Genomic DNA, 25,907 nt, shown 5'->3' with positions numbered 1-25,907 from the left:
TTATGGCACAGCTTTGGGGCGGACGCTTCACTAAGGAAACCGATAAACTGGTTTATAATTTTAATGCATCCATTTCATTTGACCAGAAATTTTATGAACAGGACATCCGTGGCAGCAAGGCACATGTAAAGATGCTTGCAAAACAGGGGATTCTGACAGAGAAAGAGAGAGATCAGATATTAGAAGGACTGGAGGGAATCCTGGCAGATGTGAAAGCAGGCAGACTTGCAATCACATCAGAATATGAGGATATCCACAGTTTTGTAGAGGCAAACCTGATCGACCGTATTGGTGATCCGGGTAAGAAGCTTCACACGGGAAGAAGCCGTAATGACCAGGTTGCACTGGACATGAAGCTTTATGTGCGTGATGAGATCGATGAGATTGACCAGGAAGTAAAATCACTGCTTGAGGCTCTTCAGAAGATCATGGAAGAGAATGTGCATACGTATATGCCCGGCTTTACCCATCTCCAGAAAGCCCAGCCAGTTACGCTGGCGCATCATGTGGGAGCATATTTTGAAATGTTCCGCCGTGACAGAGGACGTCTGTTTGATATCCGCAAGAGAATGAACACCTGTCCTCTTGGCGCGGGAGCTCTTGCAGGAACTACCTATCCGCTGGACAGAGAATACACCGCACAGCTTCTGGACTTTGATGAGCCAACCAGAAACAGCATGGACTCTGTATCTGACAGAGATTATGTGATTGAACTGTTGTCCGCACTTTCTACGGTTATGATGCATCTCAGCCGTTTTTCCGAGGAGATTATTCTCTGGAATTCCAATGAGTACCGTTTTGTGGAAATCGATGATGCATACAGTACCGGAAGCAGTATTATGCCTCAGAAGAAGAACCCGGATATTGCTGAGCTGGTAAGAGGAAAAACAGGACGTGTTTATGGAGCACTGACATCAATTCTTACTACCATGAAGGGAATTCCGCTGGCATACAATAAGGATATGCAGGAGGATAAGGAACTTACATTTGATGCTATTGATACTGTGAAAGGTTGTCTGGCTCTTTTTACCGGCATGATATCCACCATGCAGTTTAACAAGGCGAACATGGAAGCAAGCGCAAAGAATGGCTTTACCAATGCTACTGATGCGGCAGATTACCTGGTAAATCATGGCGTGCCTTTCCGTGATGCGCATGGAATCGTTGGGCAGTTGGTTTTAAAATGTATTGAAAAGGGAATTTCCCTGGATGAACTGTCCCTTGAAGAGTATAAAGAAATCAGTCCTGTGTTTGAACAGGATATTTATGAGGCTATCAGCATGAAGACCTGTGTGGAGAAACGTATGACTCTTGGAGCTCCCGGTCCGGATGTGATGGAGCAGGTAATTGCAGGAAATAAAAAGTATCTGGAAGCGAACTGAAAAGAGGACACATCCTGCAGAAAGCCTTTTTCAAACATGCTCTGGGCAGTTCGGTGGAAAGTAACGAAAGAATCTTGTTTTACAGGATTTTTTTGGTAAATCAGATAAATTTATTGCTTTAATATGATAAAATTTAAGAAAGTACTTGCATTTTCTCAGAACATGGTATAGTATGTCATAGAAATACACATGTACGCAGAGGAAAGAATGAGGAGAGAATATTATGAGTGAAAAGCTTAGAGTTGGTATTTTAGGTGCTACCGGAATGGTGGGTCAGAGATTTATTTCCCTGTTAGAGAATCATCCATGGTTTGAAGTTGTAACTGTTGCAGCAAGCCCGAGAAGTGCTGGAAAGACTTACGAGGACGCTGTAGGAGGCAGATGGAAAATGGATACTCCAATGCCGGAAGCAGTGAAAAAGCTTGTTGTTATGAATGTAAATGAGGTAGAGAAGGTTGCGTCAACTGTTGACTTTGTATTCTCTGCTGTAGATATGTCCAAGGACGAGATTAAAGCCATCGAGGAAGCATATGCCAAGACTGAGACACCAGTTGTTTCCAACAACAGCGCTCACAGATGGACACCTGATGTGCCGATGGTAATTCCGGAAATCAATCCAGAGCATTTCGAAGTTATCAAACATCAGAAAGAGCGTCTGGGAACAAAGAGAGGTTTCATCGCTGTTAAGCCAAACTGTTCTATTCAGAGCTATGCACCTGCACTTACTGCATGGAAAGAATTTGAGCCATATGAAGTAGTTGCTACTACATATCAGGCAATTTCCGGAGCTGGAAAAACATTTAAGGACTGGCCGGAAATGGAGCATAACATCATTCCATATATTGGTGGCGAGGAAGAAAAGAGCGAGAAAGAGCCACTTCGTATCTGGGGTAAAGTTGAGGACGGCGTGATTGTTCCGGCGAAAGAGCCTGTTATCACATGTCAGTGCGTTCGTGTGCCGATCCTGAATGGCCACACTGCAGCTGCATTTGTAAAATTCAGAAAGAAACCTACGAAAGAGCAGCTTGTAAAAGCACTTGTAGAGTTCAAGGGAGTTCCTCAGGAACTGAATCTTCCAAGCGCACCGAAGCAGTTCATTCAGTATCTTGAGGAGGATAATCGTCCACAGGTTACAGAGGATGTGAACTTCGAGAACGGAATGGGCGTATCAATCGGAAGACTTCGCGAGGATACTGTTTACGATTGGAAGTTCATTGGACTTTCCCACAACACTGTAAGAGGTGCTGCAGGTGGTGCTGTTCTTTGCGCAGAGACATTGAAGGCGCAGGGATATATCCAGGCGAAATAAATTGAAGAGTGAATAAATGCAGGGAGAATGCTGCCGGATGTGGCGGCATTCTCCCTTTTTGGGGATAGTCGGCAATCAGCACGCCCCACTTTGTGGTAGATTTCACTCGAATTCGTCTGCCGTAGCCCGTTACGGCGCATTCATCCAGGCGAAATCTCCCGCAAATTGTGACGTACATCTTGTACCTTTTTCAAGAATAGTAACAGATAAACAACTAAAATAAAAAACTGACCGTTTACGATAGGGGAGATTCATGTTAAAATAGATAGCACGTTAGAGCCTGTTTGAAAAATCATTCCCGCAATATGCACGCCCCACTTTGCGGGAGATTTCACCCGAATTCGATTGCCGTAGCCCGCTACGGCGCCCTCATCCGGGCAAAATTTCCCACAAATTGTGACGCACATCTTGCAGAAAGCCTTTTTCAAACACGCTCTAGAACTGACAGGAGGTGAGTCCATGAGCGACAGAGAGCGAATCCGCCTTACCCAGTATTCTCATACATCTGGCTGAGCGGCGAAAGTAGGTCCGGGGACCCTTGCCCAGGTTCTGGGTAAGCTGCCGAAGTTTTATGATTCGAATTTACTGGTCGGAACGGAATCTTCCGACGATGCTGCTGTATATCGTATATCTGATGATCTGGCCATGATCCAGACCGTGGATTTTTTTACACCGATCGTGGACGATCCTTATACTTTCGGACAGATCGCAGCGGCAAATGCGTTAAGTGATGTGTATGCTATGGGTGGAGAGCCTAAGCTGGCATTGAATATTGCAGCCTTTCCTAATTGTCTTGATCCGGAGATTCTGGGCGAGATTCTGCGGGGAGGTGCAGACAAGGTAATGGAGGCTGGTGCTTCTCTTGCGGGAGGACACACGATTCAGGACGATGAGCCGAAATATGGCTTGTGCGTTACCGGATTTGTAAATCCTGCCTCAATGTGGAAAAATATTGGAGCAGAGACCGGAGATGTTCTGATCCTTACCAAGCCTCTTGGAACCGGAATTCTTTCTACTGCAGTGAAAGGAGAGATGGCATCTGAGGAAGAGACTGCCTATGCAGCTTCTGTGATGGCGACTTTGAACAGGTATGCCAGAGATAAAGTGGCAGATCTGCAGATTCATGCCTGCACGGATGTAACAGGTTTTGGTCTTGCCGGACATGCCCTGGAAATGGCGAAGGGAAGTGGGAAGACCCTTTGTATTTCTCTTGGTTCCCTGCCGATTATGAAAGGAGCACTTGACTATGCTTCTATGGGATTTATTCCTGCAGGTGCATACCGCAATCGGGAATTTGCAGGGGGAGAGTGCGAGTTTTCATGGAAGAATCACAGTGGGGAAAGCAGTGAGAATTTCTGGCTGGAAAAGACCAGGTGTGAAGCTGTGGAAAATGAAACAGGCAGAAGTGAAACCATCATAAATGAAGCAGAGCTTGCTGCCCGTGAGGATATAGTATTTGACCCGCAGACTTCCGGAGGGCTTCTCCTGAGTATAGATTCTCAGGATGCGGACAGGGCAATTAGTCGACTGTCTTCTCTGTCGCTTCCCTGTGCTGTGATTGGACGGGTAATTAATTTACAAAAGAAACATCTTGTTTTTGTGAAATAGTTCCTAATTGATAAAAAATTATCAACTTCTATTGTGAAAAATACATCAAAGTGTTATAATTGTAAAAAACAATACGGAGGTGTTTTTTATGAACTATGAAGATGTGCAAAAACTTTCAAACGCAGCCAAAAACAAAATCGGGCTGCTGAACGGCAATTTCCTGAAGTACTTTCTTCGGGCTGTAATGGCTGGTTTCTTTATTGATGTGGCAGTTATTTACAGCAATGTTATAGGAAGTGTATTTTCAGGATCAGATCCTGCCTGGGGCAAGTTTCTTGGAGCTGTAGTGTTCTCCATTGCTGTTCTTCTGATCAGCCTGGTTGGCGGCGAGCTGTTTACCGGTAATAACATGGTAATGGCATTCGGCGCCTTCGACAAGAGTGTATCCTGGGGGGATGCAGGCAAGGTATGGCTGGTAAGCTACCTTGGCAATTTCGTTGGATGTGCAATTATGGCGCTTCTTTTTGTAGGAGCAGGTGCATCCGGCTCAGCAGATTATTTCGCAGGCTTTATTAACAACAAGCTGACGATCCCTATGGGACAGATGTTCATGCGTGCAATTTTGTGTAACTTCTTCGTATGTCTTGGTGTACTCTGCGGAATTAAGCTGAAAAGTGAAACCGGTAAATTCCTTATGATCGTAATGTGTATCTCTGCATTCGTTTTCAGCGGATTTGAGCACTGCATTGCAAACATGGGAATTTTTGTAGTAAGCCTTGGTCTGGTAGATGGCCTTTCCGTTGGTCTCATGCTGAAGAGTATGCTGATCGTAACCATTGGAAATATGGTGGGAGGTGCTCTTTTACTGGCATGGCCATTAAGAAAGATGAGCGCAGATAAATAATATGTCAAAAGCTTTATACATAGCAGAGAAGCCCAGCGTGGCTCAGGAATTTGCGAAAGCTTTAAAATCTGGCGGACAAAGACGGGATGGCTATATCGAGTCTGATACCTGCGTGGTGACCTGGTGTGTGGGACATCTGGTCACCATGAGCTATCCTGAGAAATATGATATGAAATACAAAAGGTGGAGTTTAGATACCCTGCCTTTTTTGCCGCATGATTTTAAATACGAAGTGATACCTGGCGTGGAAAAACAGTTCCAGATCGTGAAAGGGCTTTTAAACAGACCTGATATTGATACCATTTATGTGTGTACCGACTCCGGGCGTGAAGGTGAATATATTTACCGCCTGGTAGCACAGATGGCGGGAGTGAAAGACAAGACGCAGAAGCGTGTGTGGATCGACTCCCAGACTGAAGAAGAGATTCTTCGGGGAATCCGTGAGGCAAAGGATATCTCAGAATATGATAACCTTGCCGCAGCCGCCTATCTTCGGGCAAAAGAAGATTATCTGATGGGAATTAATTTCTCACGTGTACTGACTTTGCGTTATGGAAACAGCGTAACCAATTATCTTGGAGGCAAATACCAGGCAATTTCCGTTGGACGGGTTATGACCTGTGTCCTTGGGATGGTAGTTCGCCGCGAGCGGGAAATCCGCGCATTTGTGAAAACACCTTTTTACAGAGTTGTGAGCAGCATTGCTCTTGAAGGAGAAAGCTTTGAAGGAGAGTGGAGAGCTGTAGAAGGCAGCCGCTATTTCCAGTCCCCTGTTTTATATAAAGAAAATGGTTTTAAGAAAAAAGAAAATGCCCAGAAGCTGATCTGTGAATTAAGTACACAGCAGCCTCTTATATGTACGGTGGAGAAGATTGAGCGAAAGAAGGAAAATAAGAATCCGCCTCTTCTGTTTAATCTGGCAGAGCTTCAGAATGTCTGTTCCAAACTGTTCAAGATCAGTCCGGATGAGACTCTTTCCATTGTGCAGGATCTTTATGAAAAGAAACTGGTCACATATCCCAGAACAGATGCCAGAGTTTTATCGACAGCTGTGGCAAAGGAGATTTATAAGAATATTTCCGGGCTTCGGAATTATCCTCAGGCCGGGGAAGCTGCGCAAGGTGCGTTAGAGCTTGGCGCATACAAAAATATCGCGAAGACACGTTACACCAATGACAAACAGATTACAGACCATTATGCTATTATTCCTACTGGCCAGGGACTTGGCGCACTAAAGGGACTTTCTCTGACAGCACAGCGGGTGTATGAGACGATTGTGAGACGATTTTTAAGCATTTTTTATCCACCGGCTGTTTATCAGAAGGTAAGCCTTGTGACGAAAATGGAGAATGAATCTTTCTTTTCTTCTTTTAAAGTTTTGCTTAGTGAAGGGTATCTGAAGATTGCTGCAAATTCTTTTGCAAAAAAGAGTATGGCAGAAGCTTCCGGAAAAACTCCCGAAAGTGAAGGAGAAGGTGAGGTTTCCTGCGACGAAGCTTTGTTAGCTGCATTGCAGAAACTGAAAAAGGGTGATATACTAAACATAAATGGTCTTGGTATCAAGGAAGGAGAGACATCTCCACCGAAACGATACAATTCCGGTTCTATGATCCTGGCAATGGAGAATGCAGGCCAGCTGATCGAGGATGAGGATCTTCGTTCACAGATCAAGGGAAGCGGAATTGGTACCAGCGCCACCAGAGCAGAGATTTTGAAGAAGCTGTTTAATATCAGATATCTGTCTCTGAATAAGAAAACCCAGGTGATCACACCTACCCTTCAGGGGGAAATGATTTATGATGTGGTAAACTGTTCTATCCGTCAGCTTCTGAACCCGGAACTGACTGCCAGCTGGGAGAAGGGACTTACCTATGTAGCAGAGGGATCTATTACAGAGCAGGAATATATGGATAAGCTGGAGCACTTTGTAAGGATTCGTACCAAACAGGTGGAGGACAGTCATTTTCAGTATGCGCTGAGGCAGTTTTTTGATGCAGCTGCGCAGTTTTATAAGAAGCCGGAGCGGGAAACTGCTATGAAAAAAAGGCAGAACACGCTCTGATACAGATTGGGGAATAAAGGAAATCATTCATTAAATTAGATTTATATGAGGAGGATGTATTATGTTAAAAGATTTTACCATCGCAAACATGCTGGATATGACCCAGACCATCGCAGGAGAGCTTTTCCAGGGGAAAACCTATCCGTGGGAAGTTCTTCCGGAGATTGGTGATTTCATTGTGAAATTGGGAAAAACATTGGATCCAGATGAATATGACTATCTGGAGGGGGATATCTGGATTGCGAAATCTGCCAAGGTTGCACCTACCGCCTGCATTAACGGACCAGCCATCATCGGCAAGAATACAGAAGTGCGCCACTGTGCATTTATCCGCGGCAAAGCTCTTGTAGGAGAGGGCTGTGTAGTGGGAAACTCCACAGAGCTTAAGAATGTAGTCCTTTTTAACAATGTGCAGGTTCCCCATTACAATTATGTAGGAGACGCTGTACTGGGTTACAAATCCCATATGGGTGCAGGTTCCATCTGCTCCAATGTAAAGTCAGACAAGAAACTGGTTGTTGTAAAAGACGGCGAGGAGAAGATTGAGACAGGACTTAAGAAGTTTGGTGCCATGCTGGCAGATCATGTAGAAGTTGGCTGTGGCTCTGTGCTGAATCCTGGAACTGTGATCGGAAGAAACACTAACATTTATCCGCTTTCTCCAGTACGTGGATGCATTCCGGCAAACAGCATTTATAAGAATAAAGACGAGATTGTAACAAAGAATTAAACTAGAGCGTGTTTGAAAAAGGCTTTCTGCAAGATGTGCGTCACAATTTGTGGGAGATTTCGCCCGGATGAGGGCGCCGTAGCGGGCTACGGCAACCGAATTCGGGTGAAATCTCCCGCAAAGTGGGGCGTGCAGATTGCGGGAATGATTTTTCAAACAGGCTCTAGTATAATAAAATGGCTTGGCAGAAAATGAATTCTGTCAAGCCGTTTTTTCTGGACATGTCCATAAATGATTTTTATATCATAGCTGTTCTAAATTCCAAACCACATCTTGCGGATTACGGTCAGTATAGCAATATGTACCGGATAAAAAGCATAGAAGAGGTATTTTACCCATTTCCCCTGAATAAATCCCCGTTTTTCATTGTACATATTCAAAGGAATAAAAGCAAAGCAAGCCTTCCATTCATAGATCAGCCAGCAGCTTCCAATAACTGCCTGTGCAGATTTGTGCTGATGCAGCCAGTACATGATCAGGAGAAATACAAAGCCTTTATATCCGTAATCTGCTTTGAGAAAATAGGAGACTGCAAGAAGCAACAACATGCAGAAAAGCTGCATGGAAGCATTTTTTTCAAAGCGTTCGACCAGGCAGAATGCAAGATATCCCAGAAATAAGGTGAAAAAAACGTTCTGCTTATCTGGATACAGCAGAGTGCCATTTTGTGCAAAATTCCATGGAATTTCGGAAATACAGGCGAAAATCAGAAGATTTCTTCCGTATTTAAAGCGGTTATGGGTGTGAAGAAACCCTTCCACAAGCAGGAAACAGAAAATAGGGAAAGCTGAACGCCCCACATCACGCATTACCCGGTATAGGGAATAAGTGGTGCTGCCTATTTGAAACCAGGGTGCAATGGCTGGCGGGTAGTGACGCAGAAGGAAAGAAGCGGTATGGTCGATCAGCATAATCGCCATAGCCAGCATCTTCAGGGTACTTCCGCTTAGGATTCTCAGTTTTTCGGGCATAAAAGAAGTTGAGGTTTGCGATGACATATCTATGTAAGTCCTCCTGTTTTGAATATAAAGTATTTCCGGATGTTTTTTGCTATGAAAATTCCAGGTGGCAGCTGTGATCGGAATGTTCTTATGTAGTTTATCATGAAAATGAAATTTCTACAAGACAAGTTCAATAAATGGTACCGACAACTTTTTCGTAAATTTTGCAAAATATGACTAGACGAATGAAGGATTTTGTGAGAAAATAACACTAGGTTGTTAGGTCTTTAACAACGATTAAGTAATCAACACTGAAAGGAGTCTTAAAATGATTTACACTACTGAAGTTGAAAACATGTGCCCAGTAGCTAAGGGTGCAAAACATGAGCCAGCTCCGATCCCGGAAGAAGGCCAGTGGGTCCATGCAAAGAAAATTGAAGATATCTCTGGTTTTACACATGGTGTAGGCTGGTGTGCTCCTCAGCAGGGTGCCTGTAAACTGTCCTTAAATGTTAAGAATGGTGTAATCGAGGAAGCCCTTATTGAGACAATCGGATGCTCCGGTATGACACATTCTGCAGCTATGGCAGCAGAGGTTCTTCAGGGTAAGACAATTCTTGAAGCATTAAATACAGACCTTGTCTGTGATGCAATCAATACAGCAATGAGAGAACTGTTCCTTCAGATCGTTTACGGACGTACTCAGAGTGCTTTCTCTGATGACGGTCTTGCTGTTGGTGCAGGTCTTGAGGACCTTGGTAAAGGCCTTCGTTCCCAGGTTGGTACAATGTACGCTACCAAGGAAAAAGGAGTTCGTTACCTGGAAATGGCAGAGGGCTATGTAACAGGTATTGCTCTTGACGAAGACAACGAAGTAATCGGATATCAGTTCGTTTCTCTTGGAAAAATGACTGACTTTATCAAAAAAGGTGATGATCCTAACACTGCATGGGAGAAGGCAAAAGGTCAGTATGGCCGTGTAGCTGATGCTGTTAAGATTATTGACCCAAGAAAAGAGTAAGCCACAAGCGAAAGGAGACGAACAGAAATGGCATTATTTGAAGGATATGAGAGAAGAATTGCTCAGATCAATTCTGTATTAAATAGCTATGGAATCAGCTCTATCGAAGAAGCTGAGAAAATCACAAAAGACGCTGGTCTTGATGTATATGACCAGGTTAAGAAAATTCAGCCGATCTGCTTTGAGAATGCTGCATGGGCTTACACAGTAGGTGCTGCAATCGCGATCAAGAAAGGCTGCAAGAGAGCTGCTGACGCTGCTGCAGCTATCGGAGAAGGACTTCAGGCTTTCTGTATTCCTGGATCTGTTGCTGACCACAGAAAAGTAGGTCTTGGACATGGAAATCTTGGTAAAATGCTCCTTGAGGAAGAGACAGAGTGCTTCTGCTTCTTAGCAGGACATGAGTCTTTCGCAGCTGCTGAGGGTGCTATCGGTATCGCTGAGAAAGCAAACAAAGTACGTCAGAAACCATTACGTGTTATCCTGAACGGACTTGGAAAAGATGCTGCCCAGATCATTTCCCGTATCAACGGATTCACATTTGTTGAGACAAAATACGATTACAAAGAAGCTAAATTAAACGTAATCTATGAGAAACCATATTCAAACGGACTTCGTGCTACTGTAAAATGCTACGGTGCAGATGATGTTCAGGAAGGTGTTGCTATCATGCATCACGAGAACGTTGGTGTTTCCATCACTGGTAACTCCACTAACCCGACTCGTTTCCAGCATCCGGTTGCAGGTACATACAAGAAAGAATGTATCGAGCAGGGTAAAAAATATTTCTCCGTTGCTTCCGGCGGTGGTACAGGACGTACTCTTCACCCAGACAACATGGCAGCAGGTCCTGCTTCCTACGGTATGACAGATACTATGGGACGTATGCACTCTGATGCACAGTTCGCTGGATCCTCTTCCGTACCGGCTCACGTTGAGATGATGGGTCTTATCGGAATGGGTAACAACCCGATGGTTGGTGCTACTGTTGCTGTAGCTGTTTCTGTAGAGGAAGCTGCTAAGGCTGGCAAGTTCTGATTATATAAATTGTAAAAGCGTTGAAAATGCCGTAAACTCCAGGGTTTACGGCATTTTTGTTACTATCGGGATTTCTTGCAAAACAGCATGAAAATACATGAAAAAATGGCGGTAACTAACAAATAACTAACAGGTAACTGACAGGCGTAACTGACAAGTAATTAACAAACCTACCACGAAAAAAGCAGCAGGACAATGCCTGCCGCCAATCATTTTGTTATCTTTTCCATTTCTCTTTTCAGATCTTCCACAGTACGGTGAGTATATATCTTTTCTGTGATATCTGCAATTTCATGTCCGACGATCATTTTCAGAATATATTCATTCATATTTGCTTCTTTGGCTTTCGTAATAAAAGTGTGTCTGGTGTCGTGGGGCTTGTGATCCATTCCCAGTCGTGCCATAACCTTCTTGAAACGTCCACGGTATTTGTCATATGTAAGGTAAGTGCCCTGCTGACCGTCCGGATCATTGAAAAGATAATTACTTCCCATACCGACTGCTTGCTCATAATTCTTACGCACCAGATCAGCAACCAGTGGATGAATTGGAACCAGGCGGTTACGGCCGGCATCTGTTTTTAGTCCACCGGTGTATGTCATATTATCCAGATCTACATCTGCAACTTTCAGAACTGCCAGTTCCTGGGGACGCCATCCGGAATAAATTCCGATCAGGACCATATCTGCGAATGGTATTTCCGGATGTTCCATAAGGGCTGTAATTTCCTGTTCAGAAAAAGGAATGCGGACAATAGTAGGACGTTCTCTTTTAACACCATCACATAAGGCTGCATAATTTTTATCCACAAGTTCATGTTTCATAGCCCATTTATACATAAGGTTAAACAGACTCTTCATTCGTCCCTTAGTGCTGGATCCTACGTTTGCACTATGAATGGTTCCTTCAAGATGTTCGACTCGGACATCTTTTATTCGCATATCATAAAGAGGAGTGCAGTACTTGTAGGCAGCAGTGATTGTACGTATGCTGGAAGCATTGCTGAGTGTGGGGAAATATTCTTCAGACCATTTTTCGTACACTTCCGAAAAAGTTGTCTTATTAAAATTCAGATCATAAGGATTTTCATTGTATTGTACAAGAGCAGTCATTGCTTCCTGTCTGGTAGCATAATATCCGATTGCCTGTTGCTTCTGCTTTACCTTTTGTCCTTTCTCATCAAATTCCCATCCGAAGGTTTTGGCTGCCACCCATGGCCGCCGGCGTCTGCCAGATAGCTTATATACAGAGCCGAATCCATTTGGAAGTTTCATAACATCACCTTTCTTCTAAAAAAAGAGTATAAAAAATACACCTTTGCAGGTGTAAAGAAAAGTGCTATAATAATCTTGCTATGGAATGATTATAGCAGTTTTCTTTATACTGCAAATTATTCAACAGATCGCTCTGGTGCTGGTAACACCGGGGCGATTTTTATTATATATTTTTATTTTCACCGTAAAAAATCTTTCCTGAATCGAGATTCATTCTATACTTACAGCCCATTGAATAAATTTTATTTTCATGAACACATCTTTTTGCATTTGAACATTCTATAAAGCGACTACAACAGCCAAAACTGCTTGTGGCTTTGTAATTGGCAAGACAATATAGAATATTTTCGCGTATAAAGCTGTAAATAGAGCTATCATTATTTTTAAATATTACATGCTGAAACACTTTATCGGATTTTACTATTTTTATAGTCGCTGTAGTAGGAACTGTAATTTGAGCCATTTGCTCATTTCTTATAAACAAAGTGACAGATGAATCTTTGTTTTCTTGAACCTTTAGAATAATAAAGTTTTTGCCAGGAGCTTTTGAAGTAGAAGCTTTTGGCGGATATTCCGGTTCGAAGATACATATTGATTTTGACGTTTCTTTTCCAGCATTTACTCCCTTTGAGGAAATGTTAGAGTATAGATGAATTGAATTATTAGGCAAGTCGTGAGTTGCTATAATATTGTCAATTACGACTTGCAATTGTTCGTAAAAAGATTTAAAAACAGTATCAAACAGGCTTAACTGTTGCATTATACCTCCTCAATGCTATTAACATCAAAGGTTGATGATTGCATTTGTTTTAAGTAATCACTTAGGATAAAATGTGGACCTTGTCCATAATCAATAACCAGAGTAGCTGAACCACTATATTCACGATAGTATCCTAAAATTGAGCACATGGTTGGCTCTGATACGTATCTACCTTTATAATAAAAAATTTTTTCTTTGCGTGGGTTTTGAGATAATAATTTATACTTTTTTAAAAACTCATCTCTTTCAGTTGAATTTTTAAAAGAAGTGTATTCGTTGTCCATTTTGCACCTCCGACAACAATTATGTATTGTTTAAGAAATCAGAAATCATATCGTAAAATACATTTTCAGGAATGATTTCGATATCTAAACCATCAGCTTTATATTTTTCAGCTTTTTTATGTTTAGAACTTTTTCCGCCTTTAATAGATTTACAATAGTCGTTATTTCCAAGAATTAAAAAATTTGTCTTCTTGGTTACAGTATCGGCATTTATTCCACCAAGATCAGCAACTATCTGCATCGCATCTTTACGAACCATTTTTTCAAGAACACCAGTGAAAACACAGGTTTTATTATAAAATGGATTGTCGGTATCAAACACTTCCACTTTGGCTGATATATCACGCGCATATACATTGAAATGATTTCTTTTCCTTGAACGATTAAATTCATCAAGAGATTGATAACGTGTGCTTATTTCCTGCTGAATGCATGAATAACATTTTGCAGTAATGGTTACGTCCACCAATGATCGATGAGCTCCTGAAGTATCAATACAGTAATAGTTTGCGAGATCGGCTAATCTATGGTGTGGAAATTCTGGATGAAGCTTTTTGGAAATTCGCATTGTATCAACAAAATCATTAGATAAGGTTGGAAGACCACAATCAATGGAATTATCATATAAAAAGTTGACATCAAAATTTACATTATGGCCAATGATTATATCAGTGCCTAAAAAGTTACGAAATTCAGATATTACAGATGAGGTAGATGGAGCAATTGCCAACATATCATCTGTAATACCGGTGAGACTAACAATGTAGTCGTTTAAATAAGGCACATTCTCACGAAAACCATTAGGTTTAAGGAGAGAAGAAAAAGAATCAACCTGAATCCCGTTTCTAAATTTTAATGCTCCGATTTCAATAATTGTATCCCATTCAGGGGAAAAACCAGTCGTCTCAATGTCTACAACACAGTAATCTTCTGGAAACTCTATAAGACTTTTTCCCTTTTCTTCACGAGTCCTTTTTAAAGGATTAGTTGAAAGAGTAGTATTAATAGGCATATGTTCCTCCGTTAGCAGCTGTGGGTTGCAAAAAGGCAATCAGCAGAGTATATATAAAGAATTTTTGCAAATAATAGTTTTATGAAAATACTACTTACACAAGTCATGTATGAGAAAAATGTATCTGTACGGCAGCTGTCGAACATGACCGGGATCCCGAAATCCACGATCAACAATATTATGATCGAGAAGTATTCGCCGACTCTGGACAACTTAGAAAGGATTGCCAAGGCTCTGAAAGTCGGGATGGTAGATCTGTTTGATTCACCGTACAAATAAGTGTCCAGTACACTGGACGATTGTGTTTTCAAGCAAAATTAATCCCTCTGTTTATCGTATAATAAGTATAAAAGATAATGTTGAACGAACAAATGTTTGTGAAATATATTGCACTCCAAATATAAATGGTGTATATTAAAAACAAACAAACGTTCGAACAAACGAGAACGGAGGGGCTATACATATGAGGAAAGTGGAAGAAACAAAGCAGTATATCAATGAAATGCTGGCCAAGCTGGATGAATCAGATGAAATATTTTTAAAACAATTGAGCGTGATTATCCGAAAACACTTAGACCGTAAACATCTCGGAGAGAAGAGGGGGCGTTAGCCCTCTTTCTTTTTGCTTAAATTTTCCACTAACTTCTTACTGGCTTCCTGGAGCACCTTCTGGCTGGCCGGAGAAAGTTCATTATACGTCTGTACAATCTCAAGGATAATTCCGAAAAATGGATTTTCTCGCCCGTCTTCCAGCAGATCGCTGACCAGAGCAGCAACCTCTTCTTCTTCAGAAAGCTTCTGGGGCATATCACCGTCTCCAGTTCGCAGCCATTCCTCATCTACACTAAATTCACGGCAAATAGATTTCAGCATTTGCTCAGTAAGTCCACGGTAACCTTTTTCAATATTAGAAATAGCAGTTCTAGTCACGCCTAATCTTTTACCAAATTCTTCCATTGTCATTTCTTTGGATTTGCGAACAGTCTTGACTCTTTCGCCCTGCGTCATTTTCACACCTCCTCTTTAATTTGATAAGACCAGAATAGCACCACATCAAATGAAAGTCAATACAAAAAACGTCACAAAGATAACAAAATAAAGTTGACAACAGAAACAACGTGACGTATAATAGTCACATAGATAACATAAAGTGAGGTGAGAAGATGAAGCTACAAATAATTTCATTAGTAATTTCAATAATCGCGCTTGCAATAGCTATAGCAAAAGCTGCTATTTAAAAATTGCGACAATCAAGGCAATTATACTGATGATTATTGAAATAATAGACAGATGATTTTGATAAAAATATTGACGATGAGCTTCTTTTTTAACTAGATCATTAAATTCTTGTTGTTCTTGTTCAGAGTCAAATAAAAAATGATGCGACATAGCTATACTCCTTTCTATATACTCGGGCATGCCAGTGCCCTGTACCTAAAGGATAGGAGAGAATAAAAAGAAAGTCAAGTTTGACAGAAAGGTAGGCGAAAAATATGACCAAAGAAAAGAAAGAACGTATCACAGTAATCGTACAGAATCTGAAACAGATGGATATTGTAAGCCTTAAGTTGATGGAGAATAACTCAGAACTCCTGAGAGCCAGAGATGCAATGGAAGTAGAAACCCAGAAAGCAGGATAACAGAAGCGAGGTGAAAAGATGGAAAGTGAACGAGACAGGAGATTTGCACTTGAAGGATTTGTAAGATATCACGATGACAGAATCTGGAAGCAGACGCAAAAGCTTGTCAGAGAAGAAAAAGAAGCAATAACCAAAATGGCAGTTACCCTTACTGCAATAAGAATAACTGCCATGCTGTTTATCTCTTGGTTTGCGCTTCATAAGTATTCAGGACAGTAGAAACAAGACAAGAAAGTAAGGTGAGAAAGAAATGAAATTATTTGGATTTAGAATCAATGCAAGAGAAATCAAAGATGTCAGAGAAATAGAGAAAACATTAGAGAACATTGAAGAAAAGAAAAATAAAATAATAGATCTTGCAGGACAGCTTAGTACTCTGACAGAAATTAAATTCAAATATTCAGCAGATGGAAGTATTGAAAAGAAATTTGAGGTAGATGGATTTGAAATGGATAAGATCTTGGGAAATATGCGAATAGCTCAGATGCAAATTGTAGCCAGCTATAAAAGTCTGGAAGCACTTGGCATGATAGAAATTACCCATCAGACATGGCAGTGTCCTGTAACTCAAGAATAGGAGAGCGGATAAGAAAAGTCAATAAAAGAAAGCGAGGAAAAATAAAATGTTAACTAATATTGAAACAGAAAGAGTTCGAAAAGGGCTGACGCAGGAGCAGCTTGCTTCGCAATTAGGAGTATCTCACAAAACATATTACAACTGGATTAATGAAAAGAAAGATATTCCAAGCCAAAAGTTGAAAAAGATATCTCGAATGTTCAAAACGAACATGGAGTACTTGTTGGGAGAAGAGCAGAAAAGGGTTTTATATCTTTGTGATGGAAATGTTCCAACCTGCAAGAAAAATACATGTTACAAAAATCCAAAGAGAAAGGGTGATTGTCCACCATGTACTTATACAAAAGATGTGGCATATGCTTTAAATTTTCACAAAACATCGGAGCATGTACATGCAGCATATTATGAGAATGGCCAGCCGGAATAAGGCGGCTGGCCAAAAACTCATTTGAATTGTGCCAGGAACTCAAGGACACTCTTAAGACCATTTTTAAATTTGTTTTCCATGTAAATGATTGTCTTATCGGTGAGCTTGATCTCATTGGCAAGATCTTCGCCAGGTTCGCAAGTGATGTATCCGGCAGAAGCAAGTGACCAGCAAAGAGAAGATACATGATCAGAATCAGAGTCGGGATAGAAATGTTCCATAACTACATCTGAATTAGCAAAGTAATTTGCTTCGTCAAAGGATACAGCGGGCTGGCGGCTTAAAACTTCTTTGTACATAGAGGTAAGAAGTTTCTGCTGTTCTCTGGTTAAATCATCCATAGTGATTCCTCCTTTCTATTTAGGGTAGGGAAATCTTAACACAGTATGAAATAAATTACCATAGAAAGGAAAAAAGTAGAGATATATCGACAGAAAACGAGGTGAGAGAATGAAGCTACAAACAATTTCATTAGTAATTTCAATAATCGCATTAGTTTTGGCTATAGCGAAAGCTGCTGGTTAAAAGTGATGGGAAGAAAAGGATGGTGTAAAGATGGAACATATAAAAATCGTATGCAAAATACCTCATGAGATAGCACTGCAGGATGGCTTCTTGAGCAAACTCATTAGAAAAATGGAGAGACAGGTGAAAAACACCAGAAAGAGCCCTCATATGACAATCGAAATCACATGGGGGCAGCAGGATCAATCAGAGGTTATTTCAAATGTACCGATTACGGATTTATCAATGGAATAATAAGAAAGCAGGATGCGAAAAATGAACACAGGGAAAATATTACCAGTTGAAGCTGCTGAAATTCTCAATACGTCCCCTCAGTTTGTACGTGTTGCGATGCAGCAGGGAAAACTGCCGATTGGAATAGCAATTAAGATGTCCACCAAGTCCACCAAGTGGACTTATAACATCTCTGGAAAGCTTCTGGCAGAATACAGCGGAAAAGATGTTGAAAAAGAGCTGGAACAGATCAGAAAAAAGAAAGTTATGTAAACTAAAGAAAAGAGCCGATGCAAGGGGTGCATCGACTCAGGTCCATATGTAATCAACCAATTACATAATATCATTGGGCCACTAAAAAGTCAAGAATACATGAAAAATCAGGGGTGAAATTCCCCTGTTTAGTACTCGATTAAGATATTAAACTTAGGAGCCTTTTGGTATGAAAACAAAGCGTAAAACCTGGTATCTGCAGAAGAAGGATATCCTGTATGTGGAAGAGAATTATGATGGCAAGTATGGAGCTAAGGGGAAGAAGAGACTGCCTAAGAGAAAGCTCACTCCTGAAGATGTTCAGAGAGTAAACGCCTGGAATAAATCCAAGAGGGCAAGACTCAGACTGATGGAATATTTTTCACCAGGTGATCTGTGGGTGACATTTACATACAAGCCAGAGAACAGACCTCCAGATATGGACACTGCCAAGAAGCAGTTTTTGAAAATGATGGACAAGCTAAGAAAGATTTACAGGAAAAAAGGCAGGGTGCTCTTCTGGATCCGGAACATTGAGCGGGGGACGAAGGGAGCCTGGCATATACATTGTATTATCAACGATATTGGAAATACGGCAAGTCTTGTTGAAAGGGCTTGGCCCTATGGTGGAGTATATGTAACTCAGATCAGGAAGAGTAAGTGCCCGGAAGAGGATTTCCAGAAGCTGGCTGATTACATCACCAAGGATGAGAAAACCAGGGAAAAGAAAAAAGACGGAACCCTGGCAAAGCCCAGACTTAGTGAAGCAAACTACAGCCATTCCAGGAATATGCCGCTTCCAGAGCCAAAGCCAGAGGAGCTGAAACGTTGGCCTAAGAAAGTGAAGCCTAAGAAAGGCTACTACATAGCAGAGCTCTTTGAGGGAAAAAATCCGGTAACTGGGCACAATTACCGCCATTACACATTGATCAGATTGAACAGACGAATTTAAAGAAAGGGGGAATCAAGCTGTGAAAGTCAATATTTATCTGGAAACAGATAAACAGTGCCAGGCGAGAGTTCAGCGCAGATACGGATATGTAATAGAAGCCGTGTACGCTGGCAGGACTGAGACCAGAGAAGGTTTCGGAAATAGTAGTAGTACATATCATCAGTGTAACTTACAGGCACTTATAGAAGCCCTTTCGAGATTTCGTTCTACCTGTGATATTTGCATATATACCAGAGATACCTTCGTGACCTCCAGAGTATTGAGAATCTCAGATCTGGCAGCAGATGCCTTTAAAGATACAAAGGGAAAAGATATCAAAAATGCAGATGAATGGAAAAAGGTGTATGAAGTAATTAACCGGTTGAAACTGAAAGTTTCTTCGTTGGCCGGAGTACATTCATATTCGCAATGGCTCCAGGAGGAGATGATAAAACGTGGAAACTAAAGAATTGTGGGGAAAAGGATGGAGTCTGCGCACAGAACAGGATCCAAGGGCAATGACATATCTTGGAACAATAACAAAAGCAGGTATGCATTTTCACTATTACAGAGATGATGATGGAGAAATCTATTTTGATAATGAACCGGAAGGTGGGAAGCCTGATTGGATGGAAAGAGCAGACAGAAAACTGAGAAATAGAGTACATAAGAAAAAATAAAAAGAAAAGAGGAAGAGTATGAGAACAATTGCAGTGATTAATTTAAAGGGTGGCGTGGCCAAGACCGTTACTACCAATAGTGTTGCCTATATTCTGGCAAGCCAGGGGAATAAAGTGCTTATCGTAGATAACGATAAGCAGGGAGATGCATCAAGAGGATTGAACTGCAGAACACAGGATGGAGAAGGAATAGACCGGATCATGACTGCAAGACACCCGGAAGACTGGATGAAAAAACTGATCAAACATACGGAATTCCATAACATGGATGTATTGCCGGCAAATATGCGTCTTTTGATGGCTAACCAGGAAGTAATGTTCGATCAGACACGACCGCAGCAGTATAGGATAAAAAATGCACTGGCATGTGTGGCTGATCAGTATGATTTCTGCATAATTGACAATGCACCGGATATCAACGTATCAACGATCAATGCTCTGACAGCCTGTGATGATGTTTTGATTCCGGTAGAAATTGATGATAACACAACGGAAGGACTTCCAGAACTGGTGAATCAGATTGGTTATACAAAAGAGGAACTGAACCCAGAATTGAAAAATTACTGGGTATTTATCACAAAATATGACAAAAACAACCTTGCACAGGCACAGGGAACAGAAATGATAGAGGCAGCAGGGTATCCAATGCTTAAGACGAAGATAAGATATTCCAGAAAAGTATCAGAGAGTACTTATGCAAGAAAACCTATCCCTTTGTATTCCGCGCGTTCTTTAGCCGCAAAAGATTATGAATGCCTGGTGAAAGAGTATCTGGTGGCAGCAGGAGTTATGATGGATAAATGGACGGAAGGGAGGGAAGCCTGATGGCATTCAATCTGGCCGACATGGTAAATAATCGTAAAAAGCCCACGGAGACTGAGAATATCAGTGATACAGTGTATCGGGATGCGTTTGAACTGGAGCCATCGAAAGATAATTTCTATTCCACAGATCCGGAGAAACTGCAGGGATTGAAGAACTCAATTCTTTTATTCGGGGTTATGCAGGACGTTCTGATTGAGGACGTGAATGGCAAAGACAGGATTATATCAGGGCACTGCAGGACAATGTGCTGCAGGATGCTTGTGGAAGAGGGGCATGAAGAGTTCCGGAAGATTAACTGTAAATATACCAAAGTGAGTCTGAATACAGAAAAGTTCCCAGAAGATAAAGATGGAAAAGTGGAACAGCTGATCAATAAGCTGGGAATCATCCAGGCGAACCGGTTCCGTGAAAAAAGTGACTGGGAGAAAATGCAGGAGGCGCTTATCACAGAAGAGGTAATTAAGGAGCTTCGCGATCTGGTTGACCTGCAGGGGACAACCAGAAGCATGGTACAGGCAACTCTCGGAACATCGGGGACACAGTTAGAAAGATATCATGCAATCCAGAAAAAATTAAGTCAGGAGTTTATGCAAGAGTTTCAAAATGGAAACATCAATATATCTGTGGCAAGGGAACTGACAGATCTGGATGATAAACACCAGGATGAGGCTCTGGGGTTGTACAAAAAGAATGAAACAATTACGCTACCAGAGGTTAAAGCTTTGAAAGAAAAACAGGAAGTAGGACGTCAGGTTCCTGGACAGCTGACACTTGATGAAGCAATTGGACGAAGAAGACCGCCAGAAGATGGAACGGTAATTGATGTTGACATTCAGATCGAGCGATTCTTTGAAAGCTTAAAGAAATCAACAACAGAACGAATCCAAAAGCGGGATAAGAACATGTCCATTTATATGCTCAGCATTATATACAATGATGTGCGGATCAGAAATGGATATTTGAATTATCAGGGAAAATCAAATGGAATCCTGTTTAATCCTGGTAGTGGGGATGAAAAGTTGATTACATGGCAGCAGTTGGCTGAAACACTGATAGAGAAGTATGGAAAGAAACAAAAGGCGGTGAAGCTTGCGCCTATGCCAGAACCACAAAAAGAATGTCCATATTATGCTGCAAACGAAGTATTTCTGCCGGACATAGCAAGGATGATAAAGGTATTTCTTGAGGATGTTTATCTCAAAATGTATGTAGGAGCAACCAGACGCTTCAGTGCAATGGGAACAGAGTTTGCAGTAGTACAGAGAACAAAAGAGAAAGATTTTGCATTTTACAATGAAAAAGGGGAGAAGGTCTGCCATGTATCTGCAGAACGTATGAAAGAAGAATATAGAAAAAGAGTGGTAGATACTGATGACATAAAAAAACCATCTGAGAAAGAGAAAAAATATCTTGATAATCTAACCAGAAAGCTGATAGGCGATTTTAATGAGTGGTTAAAACAGGACTTCCACAAAAGGGTGTTAAATGTAGTGACAAGCCCGGATGAGTTAAAAGAAAAAATAGGCAGCAGAAGAACCTGGTGGTTCGATACTGGGCTTGGAATCGCACATGCTAATTTGTTTGATGATTATGTGCAGATTTGGGATGAGGGTGATAAATGCCTTGGAAACTATGACTGGTTTTATCTTGCGGCTTCCATTCAGAAAATGTGGAATGAGATTGCTATGGAGAAAGCAGAAGCAGCCCAATCCAAAACAGTGGAAGAGACAGCAGAAAATGTGTCCGATTCGGACATGTCAAAGCGCTGCCAACCGGCAGCAGAAAACGCGGATGAAAGGCAGCAGGATCTGGATCAAAGCGAGCAAGATTTATTGCCTGAGATTAGTAATCTTGCACCGGATGCATGGCCGGATGATTTGAAAGATATTCCGGTTCCGACTCTGGAAAATATTTTGAGATATTTAAAGAAAGAAGAAAAAGACCTGGAAGAAATAAAGTTTGTGGCAGCAGAAGAATCAGGATTCCCAGTTAATGTATTACAGAAAGCCCAGATGAACGTGGCAGGATTGAGATTGCTTAGAAATCTAATAAGCACATGTCTGGACTCAGATGAGAGAGCCAAAGAAGAAACAGCGGAGCAACTACCGCTTCCTGTTATGAAAAATAATGATCAGCGTAAGGAATGGCTGAGAAATTATAAAGCCTGGGGACTTTGGTATACAGATGAACATATTGGCGCCAGATACTACAAATATGATTTCGCAAATGGTGCAAGACTTATTGCAGAAGAATATGATCGGGATACTGTTCATAGCCAGTGGGTATCAGATAATACAGAATCATATTACATGCATTTGATCGGAGGACCTGAACCGGAAAGAAAATCAGGAATACCTAAATGGACACAGCATGGAAGATACAATAAATTCCCAAATAGTGAAAGCGAATTGGTTGAATTCTTAAAGGAAGTACAGAGGGAAAGCAAATGAACAGGGCAGAAATGAGACGTAAGGCCAGAGAACAGGAAAAATGCAGACTCCCATTGAACTTTAAGATGCAGCTTGGCCAGGTTGCAGGACTGACAGGGCAACAGTCAATGATTCTGCAGAATTACCTGAAAGCGAGAGAGGATGAAATAACGGAGCAGGAAACGGACGCCTGCATCCGTGAAGCCCAGGAGAAACTGGAACGGGCAGAAGACTATATAACGATCACAAATATAATCATCTCTATTTACGCGATAAAGTTTTCATGGGGATTCACGAAAGCAAATAAAAAATTCCTGGATAATTGGAAATCAGCAATGGAGTATGTGAATCGCATAGGAGTGGCGAAAGCTTATGAATATGCAAAAAGAGATATGGATATTGAAGTGGAGTTTGAAGATCTGGCCAATTATAACATTTATGAAGAACTGGGGCTTAACAGAGAAAAGGTGTAAAAAGATGAAGCTAAGGATACTGAAAAAGAAATATAAAAAAATGTATGGGAAGAAACCGCCAGAACAGATGAAGAAGAGAATCATCAAGTCAATGATAAGACAATCTGAATATATAAAGATCAAGGCTATAGATCAGAATGCGAAAGAGTATTGTACACGCGTAGGGACTGCTGAAATTAAAAAAGTACTACTTGCGTTGATTAAAGCTGTCCGGAAAGAAATGATAGAATATGAACGGAATACAGAGAATCTTGTTAACACAACACGAATATTAGCTGAAAGGAGAAAAGTACAGAAATGAAAATCCGAACACTGAGAAATCAGCTGATAGATATGACTGAAAAAGAAGTGACTACAGTTCTCACACCAACCGGCTCATATCAGATACTGGCACACACCAAAGACAAAAAGAAAGGAACTATCCTGGGAGAATATAGCACAGAGCCAAAGGCTGTTCGTGCTCTCTGTGCCATACAGGTTGCAGCTCAGCATCCAGAAAAGATCAAAATCTTTAAAATGCCATCAGATGCAGAGGTGATACTGTGAAAGAGTATAAAAACAAAATAAACGAATTAGACGCACATAAGAAAGAAATTATAAAGATGGTGAAATCTGGATGTACGCAGAAGGAAATTGCGGAAAAATTCGGAACCTGGTCTGCAACTATCGGATATTGGCTCAGAAAACGAGGCATAAAGCCAGAGGTAATAAGAGGAGAAAAGAAAACAAGTCGAAAAAAATGTTCAAGCTGTATATACAGACAACTTAATCCTAATCTTGGAAACTGTGACTATATATGCAAAACCGGACATTCAAGGGGCTGCAGCGCAATTGACTGTGACAAATATGTAAAGGGCAAACCGATAGCAGGGATGAAAGAAGAGGCTACGGATTGCGATATCTTTGATGAATAAAAAATAGGAGGTTAGATGGAAGATAGAACATGTAAGACTTGCAAGGATAATGATAATGGTCTGTGTGATCGGAAGGGTATACTGGTAGAAGGTGATTACAGCTGCAGAAAATGGCAGCCTGACTGGAAAGAACGTTTTATGATTCGGTTTCTCAGAACCAAGTGAGGTAAGCAAGATGGTAAGTAGGATAAAAGAAAGATTACTGCAGTACAAGTGGGAACTGCAGAAACAGACGATGTACAAGGAAGGATTGCCGGGGAGTTCGCTAGATATCGTAAATAGTCTTCTGGATGATCTGGAAGAGGATGAGAAAGAAAACGGTTGGATTCCGGTAAAATATCATCAGATATCAGAAAAAGAACGTGCAGAAGAATTCCTTTCAAAAGACATACAATATATGCTTGACTGCAAAATGCCAGATGACGGACAAGAAATATTGGTTACTAACGGAGAAACAACATGGCAAGATACGTGCTTCATTGATTCCAATGGATATTATCTCGACGGCGGTTATGATTGGATTGATATTATGGCCTGGATGCCACTTCCAAAGCCGTATAAGGAGGGGTAAGGAATGAGCGACGGAATGACACTTGTACAGAATGAAGACGGTTCATTTAGTGCATACGATGATACATATGATATTGTAATACACTGCGAGACAGAAGAGGAACAGAAAAAAGCTATTAAGCGTTTAAAATCTACTAACTGGATTCCGATAGACGAGAGATTACCAGACCCGGACAAACACATTCTGGTATCGTTTTTTAACTTTTCGCTACCAATGATTGGAAGATATACAGTTGACGATGATGACGGCGGAACATTCAGAGTTGGTGACGAAGACGAGAGTTTTGTTGAACATGATTTGTATGTCAATGCCTGGATGCCACTTCCGAAACCGTATAAGGAAGATTAAGGAATTTGTAATAAATGGAAGGAGATGGAGTTGATTGAAATATCCAGAAGAAATGTATATTGATAGCCAGATATTTGCAGGGAATATGGATGGTTCGGAATCAAATCTGACAGAAAAAATCGTAAAAATAAGGGCTTCTCATTTATGCTGCGTATGTGAAAAACAGATACCTAAAGGCGAAAAAATGTTAAACCAAAAAGCAATAGTAGAAGGACAAGGTTGGTGCAGTTGCTATATTTGCTTACCATGTGTTGAAAATTGGTTAGAAGAATCGGGACAAGTGGAGGATGGTGAAAACGAATGAGAGAAATACTTTTTAAGGCAAAGCGAATTGAAGATGGTAAATGGATTGAGGGGTGTTTGGTAATAGATCATTCACGGCCAAACTTATTTGAATATCGAATACAACCAGTTGAATCAGGTGTTTTATACGCACCGCCTATTAATCCAGAAACCATCTGCCAGTTCACAGGTCTGACCGACAAAAACGGAAACAAAATTTGGGAGAACGATATCTGCGATCGCAAAGAAAAATATCCAGAAATTGTAAATATGAGCAATGGAGATTGGACATTAGATTATAGTTATTTGTTTGGCAAGGAACTTGGAAGTTGTTATTGTAATCTAGGTTTCTATGTCAATGAAAGAAAATGTGTTGAAGTCAAAGGGAACATTTTCGACAATCCAGAGTTGTTACAGGAGGGATATGAAAGGGAAGATAAATACCGAACGGAGTTGTGAATACATGACTCCGTTCGGATGCAAGGCAAGAGATTTCGCAAAAGAGCTGATGCTTCAAGAAATGATTGAGGGAAGTGAGCAATATAAAGAGCTATC

At 41.1% G+C, this 25,907-nt stretch carries 40 protein-coding genes and 1 pseudogene; 31 read left to right on the top strand and 10 right to left on the bottom strand.

The window, feature by feature from the left end:
• The first annotated feature begins 2 nt into the window (after positions 1-2).
• Complete coding sequence (gene argH, locus I4V84_RS11820) at positions 3-1,382, top strand: argininosuccinate lyase (protein ID WP_118581414.1); 1,380 nt, start codon at positions 3-5, stop codon at positions 1,380-1,382.
• Positions 1,383-1,605: 223 nt separating this feature from the next.
• Positions 1,606-2,691, top strand: a complete 1,086-nt coding sequence (gene asd / locus I4V84_RS11815) for an aspartate-semialdehyde dehydrogenase (RefSeq protein WP_118581417.1) — start codon at positions 1,606-1,608, stop codon at positions 2,689-2,691.
• Here asd and I4V84_RS20625 read toward each other — a convergent pair.
• Positions 2,594-2,869, bottom strand: a complete 276-nt coding sequence (locus I4V84_RS20625) for a DUF6783 domain-containing protein (RefSeq protein ID WP_334286069.1) — start codon at positions 2,867-2,869, stop codon at positions 2,594-2,596. The genes asd and I4V84_RS20625 overlap by 98 nt on opposite strands.
• A 73-nt stretch (positions 2,870-2,942) precedes the next feature.
• On the bottom strand, positions 2,943-3,086 hold the full coding sequence (locus tag I4V84_RS20620) for a DUF6783 domain-containing protein (protein ID WP_308768408.1): 144 nt from the start codon (positions 3,084-3,086) through the stop codon (positions 2,943-2,945).
• Between I4V84_RS20620 and I4V84_RS20615 the strand changes: the two genes are divergently transcribed.
• The 4 genes from I4V84_RS20615 to I4V84_RS11800 all read left to right on the top strand — a co-directional run bounded on the left by I4V84_RS20615 (position 3,036) and on the right by I4V84_RS11800 (position 7,205).
• Complete coding sequence (locus I4V84_RS20615; protein ID WP_308768407.1) at positions 3,036-3,146, top strand: DUF6783 domain-containing protein; 111 nt, start codon at positions 3,036-3,038, stop codon at positions 3,144-3,146. The genes I4V84_RS20620 and I4V84_RS20615 overlap by 51 nt on opposite strands.
• Positions 3,147-3,150: 4 nt before the next feature.
• A complete protein-coding gene (gene selD / locus I4V84_RS11810; RefSeq protein WP_226855143.1) occupies positions 3,151-4,299 on the top strand; it encodes a selenide, water dikinase SelD in 1,149 nt (382 codons plus the stop codon).
• Positions 4,300-4,387: 88 nt separating this feature from the next.
• The gene (locus I4V84_RS11805) at positions 4,388-5,143 is read left to right on the top strand and encodes a formate/nitrite transporter family protein (RefSeq protein ID WP_118581426.1); all 756 of its coding nucleotides are present in this window, start codon (positions 4,388-4,390) and stop codon (positions 5,141-5,143) included.
• Between the two features lies 1 nt (position 5,144).
• Positions 5,145-7,205, top strand: coding sequence for a DNA topoisomerase (locus I4V84_RS11800; protein ID WP_195992150.1), 2,061 nt, complete (start codon positions 5,145-5,147; stop codon positions 7,203-7,205).
• Positions 7,206-7,704: 499 nt separating this feature from the next.
• Here I4V84_RS11800 and I4V84_RS20610 read toward each other — a convergent pair.
• Positions 7,705-8,031: pseudogene (locus I4V84_RS20610) on the bottom strand (DUF6783 domain-containing protein); the annotation flags it as partial.
• Between I4V84_RS20610 and I4V84_RS20605 the strand changes: the two are divergent.
• Positions 7,969-8,130 (top strand): DUF6783 domain-containing protein, encoded by a 162-nt coding sequence (locus I4V84_RS20605; RefSeq protein ID WP_306797080.1) that lies wholly within the window; start codon positions 7,969-7,971, stop codon positions 8,128-8,130. The pseudogene I4V84_RS20610 and the gene I4V84_RS20605 sit on opposite strands and share 63 nt — an antisense overlap.
• A gap of 59 nt (positions 8,131-8,189) precedes the next feature.
• On the opposite strand, the gene I4V84_RS11790 is transcribed toward I4V84_RS20605, so the two are convergent.
• The gene (locus I4V84_RS11790) at positions 8,190-8,933 is read right to left on the bottom strand and encodes a TraX family protein (RefSeq protein WP_195992146.1); all 744 of its coding nucleotides are present in this window, start codon (positions 8,931-8,933) and stop codon (positions 8,190-8,192) included.
• A gap of 271 nt (positions 8,934-9,204) precedes the next feature.
• On the opposite strand from I4V84_RS11790, the gene I4V84_RS11785 reads away from it, so the two are divergent.
• Both I4V84_RS11785 and I4V84_RS11780 read left to right on the top strand, forming a co-directional pair.
• A complete protein-coding gene (locus tag I4V84_RS11785) occupies positions 9,205-9,897 on the top strand; it encodes an iron-sulfur cluster assembly scaffold protein (RefSeq protein WP_118581434.1) in 693 nt (230 codons plus the stop codon).
• A gap of 27 nt (positions 9,898-9,924) precedes the next feature.
• Complete coding sequence (locus I4V84_RS11780; RefSeq protein WP_118581437.1) at positions 9,925-10,935, top strand: GGGtGRT protein; 1,011 nt, start codon at positions 9,925-9,927, stop codon at positions 10,933-10,935.
• 209 nt (positions 10,936-11,144) lie between these two features.
• On the opposite strand, the gene I4V84_RS11775 is transcribed toward I4V84_RS11780, so the two are convergent.
• From I4V84_RS11775 to I4V84_RS11760, 4 genes are all read right to left on the bottom strand, one after another.
• A complete protein-coding gene (locus I4V84_RS11775) occupies positions 11,145-12,209 on the bottom strand; it encodes a tyrosine-type recombinase/integrase (RefSeq protein ID WP_195992144.1) in 1,065 nt (354 codons plus the stop codon).
• 163 nt (positions 12,210-12,372) lie between these two features.
• Positions 12,373-12,969: a hypothetical protein gene (locus I4V84_RS11770; RefSeq protein ID WP_195992142.1), complete on the bottom strand. Its 597-nt coding sequence runs from the start codon at positions 12,967-12,969 to the stop codon at positions 12,373-12,375.
• Positions 12,969-13,253: a hypothetical protein gene (locus I4V84_RS11765; RefSeq protein ID WP_195992140.1), complete on the bottom strand. Its 285-nt coding sequence runs from the start codon at positions 13,251-13,253 to the stop codon at positions 12,969-12,971. The genes I4V84_RS11770 and I4V84_RS11765 overlap by 1 nt, the downstream gene beginning before the upstream one ends.
• 19 nt (positions 13,254-13,272) lie before the next feature.
• Positions 13,273-14,265, bottom strand: a complete 993-nt coding sequence (locus I4V84_RS11760; protein ID WP_195992137.1) for an exonuclease domain-containing protein — start codon at positions 14,263-14,265, stop codon at positions 13,273-13,275.
• A gap of 81 nt (positions 14,266-14,346) precedes the next feature.
• On the opposite strand from I4V84_RS11760, the gene I4V84_RS11755 reads away from it, so the two are divergent.
• Both I4V84_RS11755 and I4V84_RS11750 read left to right on the top strand, forming a co-directional pair.
• Positions 14,347-14,544, top strand: coding sequence for a helix-turn-helix transcriptional regulator (locus I4V84_RS11755; RefSeq protein WP_195992135.1), 198 nt, complete (start codon positions 14,347-14,349; stop codon positions 14,542-14,544).
• A 184-nt stretch (positions 14,545-14,728) separates the two neighbouring features.
• A complete protein-coding gene (locus I4V84_RS11750; RefSeq protein ID WP_195992134.1) occupies positions 14,729-14,875 on the top strand; it encodes a hypothetical protein in 147 nt (48 codons plus the stop codon).
• Here I4V84_RS11750 and I4V84_RS11745 read toward each other — a convergent pair.
• Entirely contained in the window at positions 14,872-15,273 is a 402-nt protein-coding gene (locus I4V84_RS11745; RefSeq protein WP_195992133.1) for a helix-turn-helix transcriptional regulator, read from the bottom strand. The two genes, I4V84_RS11750 and I4V84_RS11745, sit on opposite strands and share 4 nt — an antisense overlap.
• 485 nt (positions 15,274-15,758) lie before the next feature.
• Here I4V84_RS11745 and I4V84_RS11740 point away from each other — a divergent pair, with 485 nt between their 5' ends.
• From I4V84_RS11740 to I4V84_RS11725, 4 genes are read left to right on the top strand one after another with little or no spacing between them, the layout of a single operon-like run.
• On the top strand, positions 15,759-15,905 hold the full coding sequence (locus I4V84_RS11740) for a hypothetical protein (protein ID WP_173771043.1): 147 nt from the start codon (positions 15,759-15,761) through the stop codon (positions 15,903-15,905).
• Between the two features lie 18 nt (positions 15,906-15,923).
• Positions 15,924-16,124, top strand: coding sequence for a hypothetical protein (locus tag I4V84_RS11735; RefSeq protein WP_195992132.1), 201 nt, complete (start codon positions 15,924-15,926; stop codon positions 16,122-16,124).
• A gap of 31 nt (positions 16,125-16,155) precedes the next feature.
• Entirely contained in the window at positions 16,156-16,482 is a 327-nt protein-coding gene (locus I4V84_RS11730; protein ID WP_195992131.1) for a hypothetical protein, read from the top strand.
• A 46-nt stretch (positions 16,483-16,528) separates the two neighbouring features.
• Positions 16,529-16,909 carry a helix-turn-helix transcriptional regulator gene (locus tag I4V84_RS11725; RefSeq protein WP_195992129.1) on the top strand — a complete coding sequence of 127 codons (381 nt, stop codon included), beginning with the start codon at positions 16,529-16,531 and terminating at the stop codon, positions 16,907-16,909.
• 17 nt (positions 16,910-16,926) lie between these two features.
• On the opposite strand, the gene I4V84_RS11720 is transcribed toward I4V84_RS11725, so the two are convergent.
• Positions 16,927-17,250, bottom strand: a complete 324-nt coding sequence (locus tag I4V84_RS11720; RefSeq protein WP_173718574.1) for a hypothetical protein — start codon at positions 17,248-17,250, stop codon at positions 16,927-16,929.
• A 214-nt stretch (positions 17,251-17,464) separates the two neighbouring features.
• On the opposite strand from I4V84_RS11720, the gene I4V84_RS11715 reads away from it, so the two are divergent.
• The 16 genes from I4V84_RS11715 to I4V84_RS11645 all read left to right on the top strand — a co-directional run bounded on the left by I4V84_RS11715 (position 17,465) and on the right by I4V84_RS11645 (position 25,811).
• Positions 17,465-17,668 carry a hypothetical protein gene (locus tag I4V84_RS11715; RefSeq protein ID WP_195992127.1) on the top strand — a complete coding sequence of 68 codons (204 nt, stop codon included), beginning with the start codon at positions 17,465-17,467 and terminating at the stop codon, positions 17,666-17,668.
• A gap of 21 nt (positions 17,669-17,689) precedes the next feature.
• Entirely contained in the window at positions 17,690-17,920 is a 231-nt protein-coding gene (locus I4V84_RS11710) for a hypothetical protein (protein ID WP_195992125.1), read from the top strand.
• A 169-nt stretch (positions 17,921-18,089) separates the two neighbouring features.
• Complete coding sequence (locus I4V84_RS11705; protein WP_195992122.1) at positions 18,090-18,851, top strand: hypothetical protein; 762 nt, start codon at positions 18,090-18,092, stop codon at positions 18,849-18,851.
• Between the two features lie 19 nt (positions 18,852-18,870).
• Positions 18,871-19,296, top strand: a complete 426-nt coding sequence (locus I4V84_RS11700) for an RNase H family protein (RefSeq protein WP_195992120.1) — start codon at positions 18,871-18,873, stop codon at positions 19,294-19,296.
• Entirely contained in the window at positions 19,286-19,510 is a 225-nt protein-coding gene (locus I4V84_RS11695) for a hypothetical protein (protein WP_195992118.1), read from the top strand. The genes I4V84_RS11700 and I4V84_RS11695 overlap by 11 nt, the downstream gene beginning before the upstream one ends.
• An 18-nt stretch (positions 19,511-19,528) precedes the next feature.
• Entirely contained in the window at positions 19,529-20,335 is an 807-nt protein-coding gene (locus tag I4V84_RS11690) for a ParA family protein (RefSeq protein WP_195992116.1), read from the top strand.
• Positions 20,311-22,785, top strand: a complete 2,475-nt coding sequence (locus I4V84_RS11685; protein ID WP_195992114.1) for a ParB/RepB/Spo0J family partition protein — start codon at positions 20,311-20,313, stop codon at positions 22,783-22,785. Before I4V84_RS11690 ends, I4V84_RS11685 begins: the two co-directional genes overlap by 25 nt.
• A complete protein-coding gene (locus I4V84_RS11680; RefSeq protein ID WP_195992112.1) occupies positions 22,782-23,237 on the top strand; it encodes a hypothetical protein in 456 nt (151 codons plus the stop codon). The genes I4V84_RS11685 and I4V84_RS11680 overlap by 4 nt, the downstream gene beginning before the upstream one ends.
• Positions 23,238-23,241: 4 nt before the next feature.
• Positions 23,242-23,538, top strand: a complete 297-nt coding sequence (locus tag I4V84_RS19665; protein WP_207748662.1) for a hypothetical protein — start codon at positions 23,242-23,244, stop codon at positions 23,536-23,538.
• Positions 23,535-23,783, top strand: coding sequence for a hypothetical protein (locus tag I4V84_RS11675; protein WP_195992110.1), 249 nt, complete (start codon positions 23,535-23,537; stop codon positions 23,781-23,783). Before I4V84_RS19665 ends, I4V84_RS11675 begins: the two co-directional genes overlap by 4 nt.
• The gene (locus tag I4V84_RS11670; RefSeq protein WP_195992102.1) at positions 23,780-24,151 is read left to right on the top strand and encodes a helix-turn-helix domain-containing protein; all 372 of its coding nucleotides are present in this window, start codon (positions 23,780-23,782) and stop codon (positions 24,149-24,151) included. Before I4V84_RS11675 ends, I4V84_RS11670 begins: the two co-directional genes overlap by 4 nt.
• A gap of 15 nt (positions 24,152-24,166) precedes the next feature.
• Positions 24,167-24,316 (top strand): hypothetical protein, encoded by a 150-nt coding sequence (locus tag I4V84_RS11665; RefSeq protein ID WP_195992100.1) that lies wholly within the window; start codon positions 24,167-24,169, stop codon positions 24,314-24,316.
• A 10-nt stretch (positions 24,317-24,326) separates the two neighbouring features.
• Entirely contained in the window at positions 24,327-24,722 is a 396-nt protein-coding gene (locus I4V84_RS11660; protein ID WP_195992098.1) for a hypothetical protein, read from the top strand.
• Positions 24,723-24,725: 3 nt separating this feature from the next.
• Positions 24,726-25,070, top strand: coding sequence for a DUF551 domain-containing protein (locus tag I4V84_RS11655; RefSeq protein WP_195379788.1), 345 nt, complete (start codon positions 24,726-24,728; stop codon positions 25,068-25,070).
• A 34-nt stretch (positions 25,071-25,104) separates the two neighbouring features.
• Positions 25,105-25,374: a hypothetical protein gene (locus I4V84_RS11650; protein WP_195992096.1), complete on the top strand. Its 270-nt coding sequence runs from the start codon at positions 25,105-25,107 to the stop codon at positions 25,372-25,374.
• A complete protein-coding gene (locus I4V84_RS11645) occupies positions 25,371-25,811 on the top strand; it encodes a YopX family protein (RefSeq protein ID WP_195992094.1) in 441 nt (146 codons plus the stop codon). The genes I4V84_RS11650 and I4V84_RS11645 overlap by 4 nt, the downstream gene beginning before the upstream one ends.
• The last annotated feature ends 96 nt before the right edge of the window (positions 25,812-25,907 follow it).

This window comes from Ruminococcus sp. 1001713B170207_170306_F1 (genome assembly GCF_015668065.1).
GTDB classification, from domain to species: Bacteria; Bacillota; Clostridia; order Lachnospirales; family Lachnospiraceae; genus Blautia_A; species Blautia_A faecis.
Note: the sequence above shows the minus strand (reverse complement) of the source record. Positions and strands in the feature narration are given on the sequence as shown.

Excerpts from the sequence above, each read along its gene's own strand:
- argH (WP_118581414.1), top strand. The coding sequence starts at position 3 with ATGGCACAGCTTTGGGGCGGACGCTTCACTAAGGAAACCGATAAACTG.
- asd (WP_118581417.1), top strand. The coding sequence starts at position 1,606 with ATGAGTGAAAAGCTTAGAGTTGGTATTTTAGGTGCTACCGGAATGGTG.
- I4V84_RS20625 (WP_334286069.1), bottom strand. The coding sequence starts at position 2,869 with ATGTACGTCACAATTTGCGGGAGATTTCGCCTGGATGAATGCGCCGTA.
- I4V84_RS11805 (WP_118581426.1), top strand. The coding sequence starts at position 4,388 with ATGAACTATGAAGATGTGCAAAAACTTTCAAACGCAGCCAAAAACAAA.
- I4V84_RS11800 (WP_195992150.1), top strand. The coding sequence starts at position 5,145 with ATGTCAAAAGCTTTATACATAGCAGAGAAGCCCAGCGTGGCTCAGGAA.
- I4V84_RS20605 (WP_306797080.1), top strand. The coding sequence starts at position 7,969 with ATGTGCGTCACAATTTGTGGGAGATTTCGCCCGGATGAGGGCGCCGTA.
- I4V84_RS11790 (WP_195992146.1), bottom strand. The coding sequence starts at position 8,933 with ATGTCATCGCAAACCTCAACTTCTTTTATGCCCGAAAAACTGAGAATC.
- I4V84_RS11785 (WP_118581434.1), top strand. The coding sequence starts at position 9,205 with ATGATTTACACTACTGAAGTTGAAAACATGTGCCCAGTAGCTAAGGGT.
- I4V84_RS11780 (WP_118581437.1), top strand. The coding sequence starts at position 9,925 with ATGGCATTATTTGAAGGATATGAGAGAAGAATTGCTCAGATCAATTCT.
- I4V84_RS11775 (WP_195992144.1), bottom strand. The coding sequence starts at position 12,209 with ATGAAACTTCCAAATGGATTCGGCTCTGTATATAAGCTATCTGGCAGA.
- I4V84_RS11770 (WP_195992142.1), bottom strand. The coding sequence starts at position 12,969 with ATGCAACAGTTAAGCCTGTTTGATACTGTTTTTAAATCTTTTTACGAA.
- I4V84_RS11765 (WP_195992140.1), bottom strand. The coding sequence starts at position 13,253 with ATGGACAACGAATACACTTCTTTTAAAAATTCAACTGAAAGAGATGAG.
- I4V84_RS11760 (WP_195992137.1), bottom strand. The coding sequence starts at position 14,265 with ATGCCTATTAATACTACTCTTTCAACTAATCCTTTAAAAAGGACTCGT.
- I4V84_RS11755 (WP_195992135.1), top strand. The coding sequence starts at position 14,347 with ATGAAAATACTACTTACACAAGTCATGTATGAGAAAAATGTATCTGTA.
- I4V84_RS11750 (WP_195992134.1), top strand. The coding sequence starts at position 14,729 with ATGAGGAAAGTGGAAGAAACAAAGCAGTATATCAATGAAATGCTGGCC.
- I4V84_RS11745 (WP_195992133.1), bottom strand. The coding sequence starts at position 15,273 with ATGACGCAGGGCGAAAGAGTCAAGACTGTTCGCAAATCCAAAGAAATG.
- I4V84_RS11740 (WP_173771043.1), top strand. The coding sequence starts at position 15,759 with ATGACCAAAGAAAAGAAAGAACGTATCACAGTAATCGTACAGAATCTG.
- I4V84_RS11735 (WP_195992132.1), top strand. The coding sequence starts at position 15,924 with ATGGAAAGTGAACGAGACAGGAGATTTGCACTTGAAGGATTTGTAAGA.
- I4V84_RS11730 (WP_195992131.1), top strand. The coding sequence starts at position 16,156 with ATGAAATTATTTGGATTTAGAATCAATGCAAGAGAAATCAAAGATGTC.
- I4V84_RS11725 (WP_195992129.1), top strand. The coding sequence starts at position 16,529 with ATGTTAACTAATATTGAAACAGAAAGAGTTCGAAAAGGGCTGACGCAG.
- I4V84_RS11720 (WP_173718574.1), bottom strand. The coding sequence starts at position 17,250 with ATGGATGATTTAACCAGAGAACAGCAGAAACTTCTTACCTCTATGTAC.
- I4V84_RS11715 (WP_195992127.1), top strand. The coding sequence starts at position 17,465 with ATGGAACATATAAAAATCGTATGCAAAATACCTCATGAGATAGCACTG.
- I4V84_RS11710 (WP_195992125.1), top strand. The coding sequence starts at position 17,690 with ATGAACACAGGGAAAATATTACCAGTTGAAGCTGCTGAAATTCTCAAT.
- I4V84_RS11705 (WP_195992122.1), top strand. The coding sequence starts at position 18,090 with ATGAAAACAAAGCGTAAAACCTGGTATCTGCAGAAGAAGGATATCCTG.
- I4V84_RS11690 (WP_195992116.1), top strand. The coding sequence starts at position 19,529 with ATGAGAACAATTGCAGTGATTAATTTAAAGGGTGGCGTGGCCAAGACC.
- I4V84_RS11685 (WP_195992114.1), top strand. The coding sequence starts at position 20,311 with ATGGACGGAAGGGAGGGAAGCCTGATGGCATTCAATCTGGCCGACATG.
- I4V84_RS11680 (WP_195992112.1), top strand. The coding sequence starts at position 22,782 with ATGAACAGGGCAGAAATGAGACGTAAGGCCAGAGAACAGGAAAAATGC.
- I4V84_RS19665 (WP_207748662.1), top strand. The coding sequence starts at position 23,242 with ATGAAGCTAAGGATACTGAAAAAGAAATATAAAAAAATGTATGGGAAG.
- I4V84_RS11675 (WP_195992110.1), top strand. The coding sequence starts at position 23,535 with ATGAAAATCCGAACACTGAGAAATCAGCTGATAGATATGACTGAAAAA.
- I4V84_RS11665 (WP_195992100.1), top strand. The coding sequence starts at position 24,167 with ATGGAAGATAGAACATGTAAGACTTGCAAGGATAATGATAATGGTCTG.
- I4V84_RS11660 (WP_195992098.1), top strand. The coding sequence starts at position 24,327 with ATGGTAAGTAGGATAAAAGAAAGATTACTGCAGTACAAGTGGGAACTG.
- I4V84_RS11655 (WP_195379788.1), top strand. The coding sequence starts at position 24,726 with ATGAGCGACGGAATGACACTTGTACAGAATGAAGACGGTTCATTTAGT.
- I4V84_RS11645 (WP_195992094.1), top strand. The coding sequence starts at position 25,371 with ATGAGAGAAATACTTTTTAAGGCAAAGCGAATTGAAGATGGTAAATGG.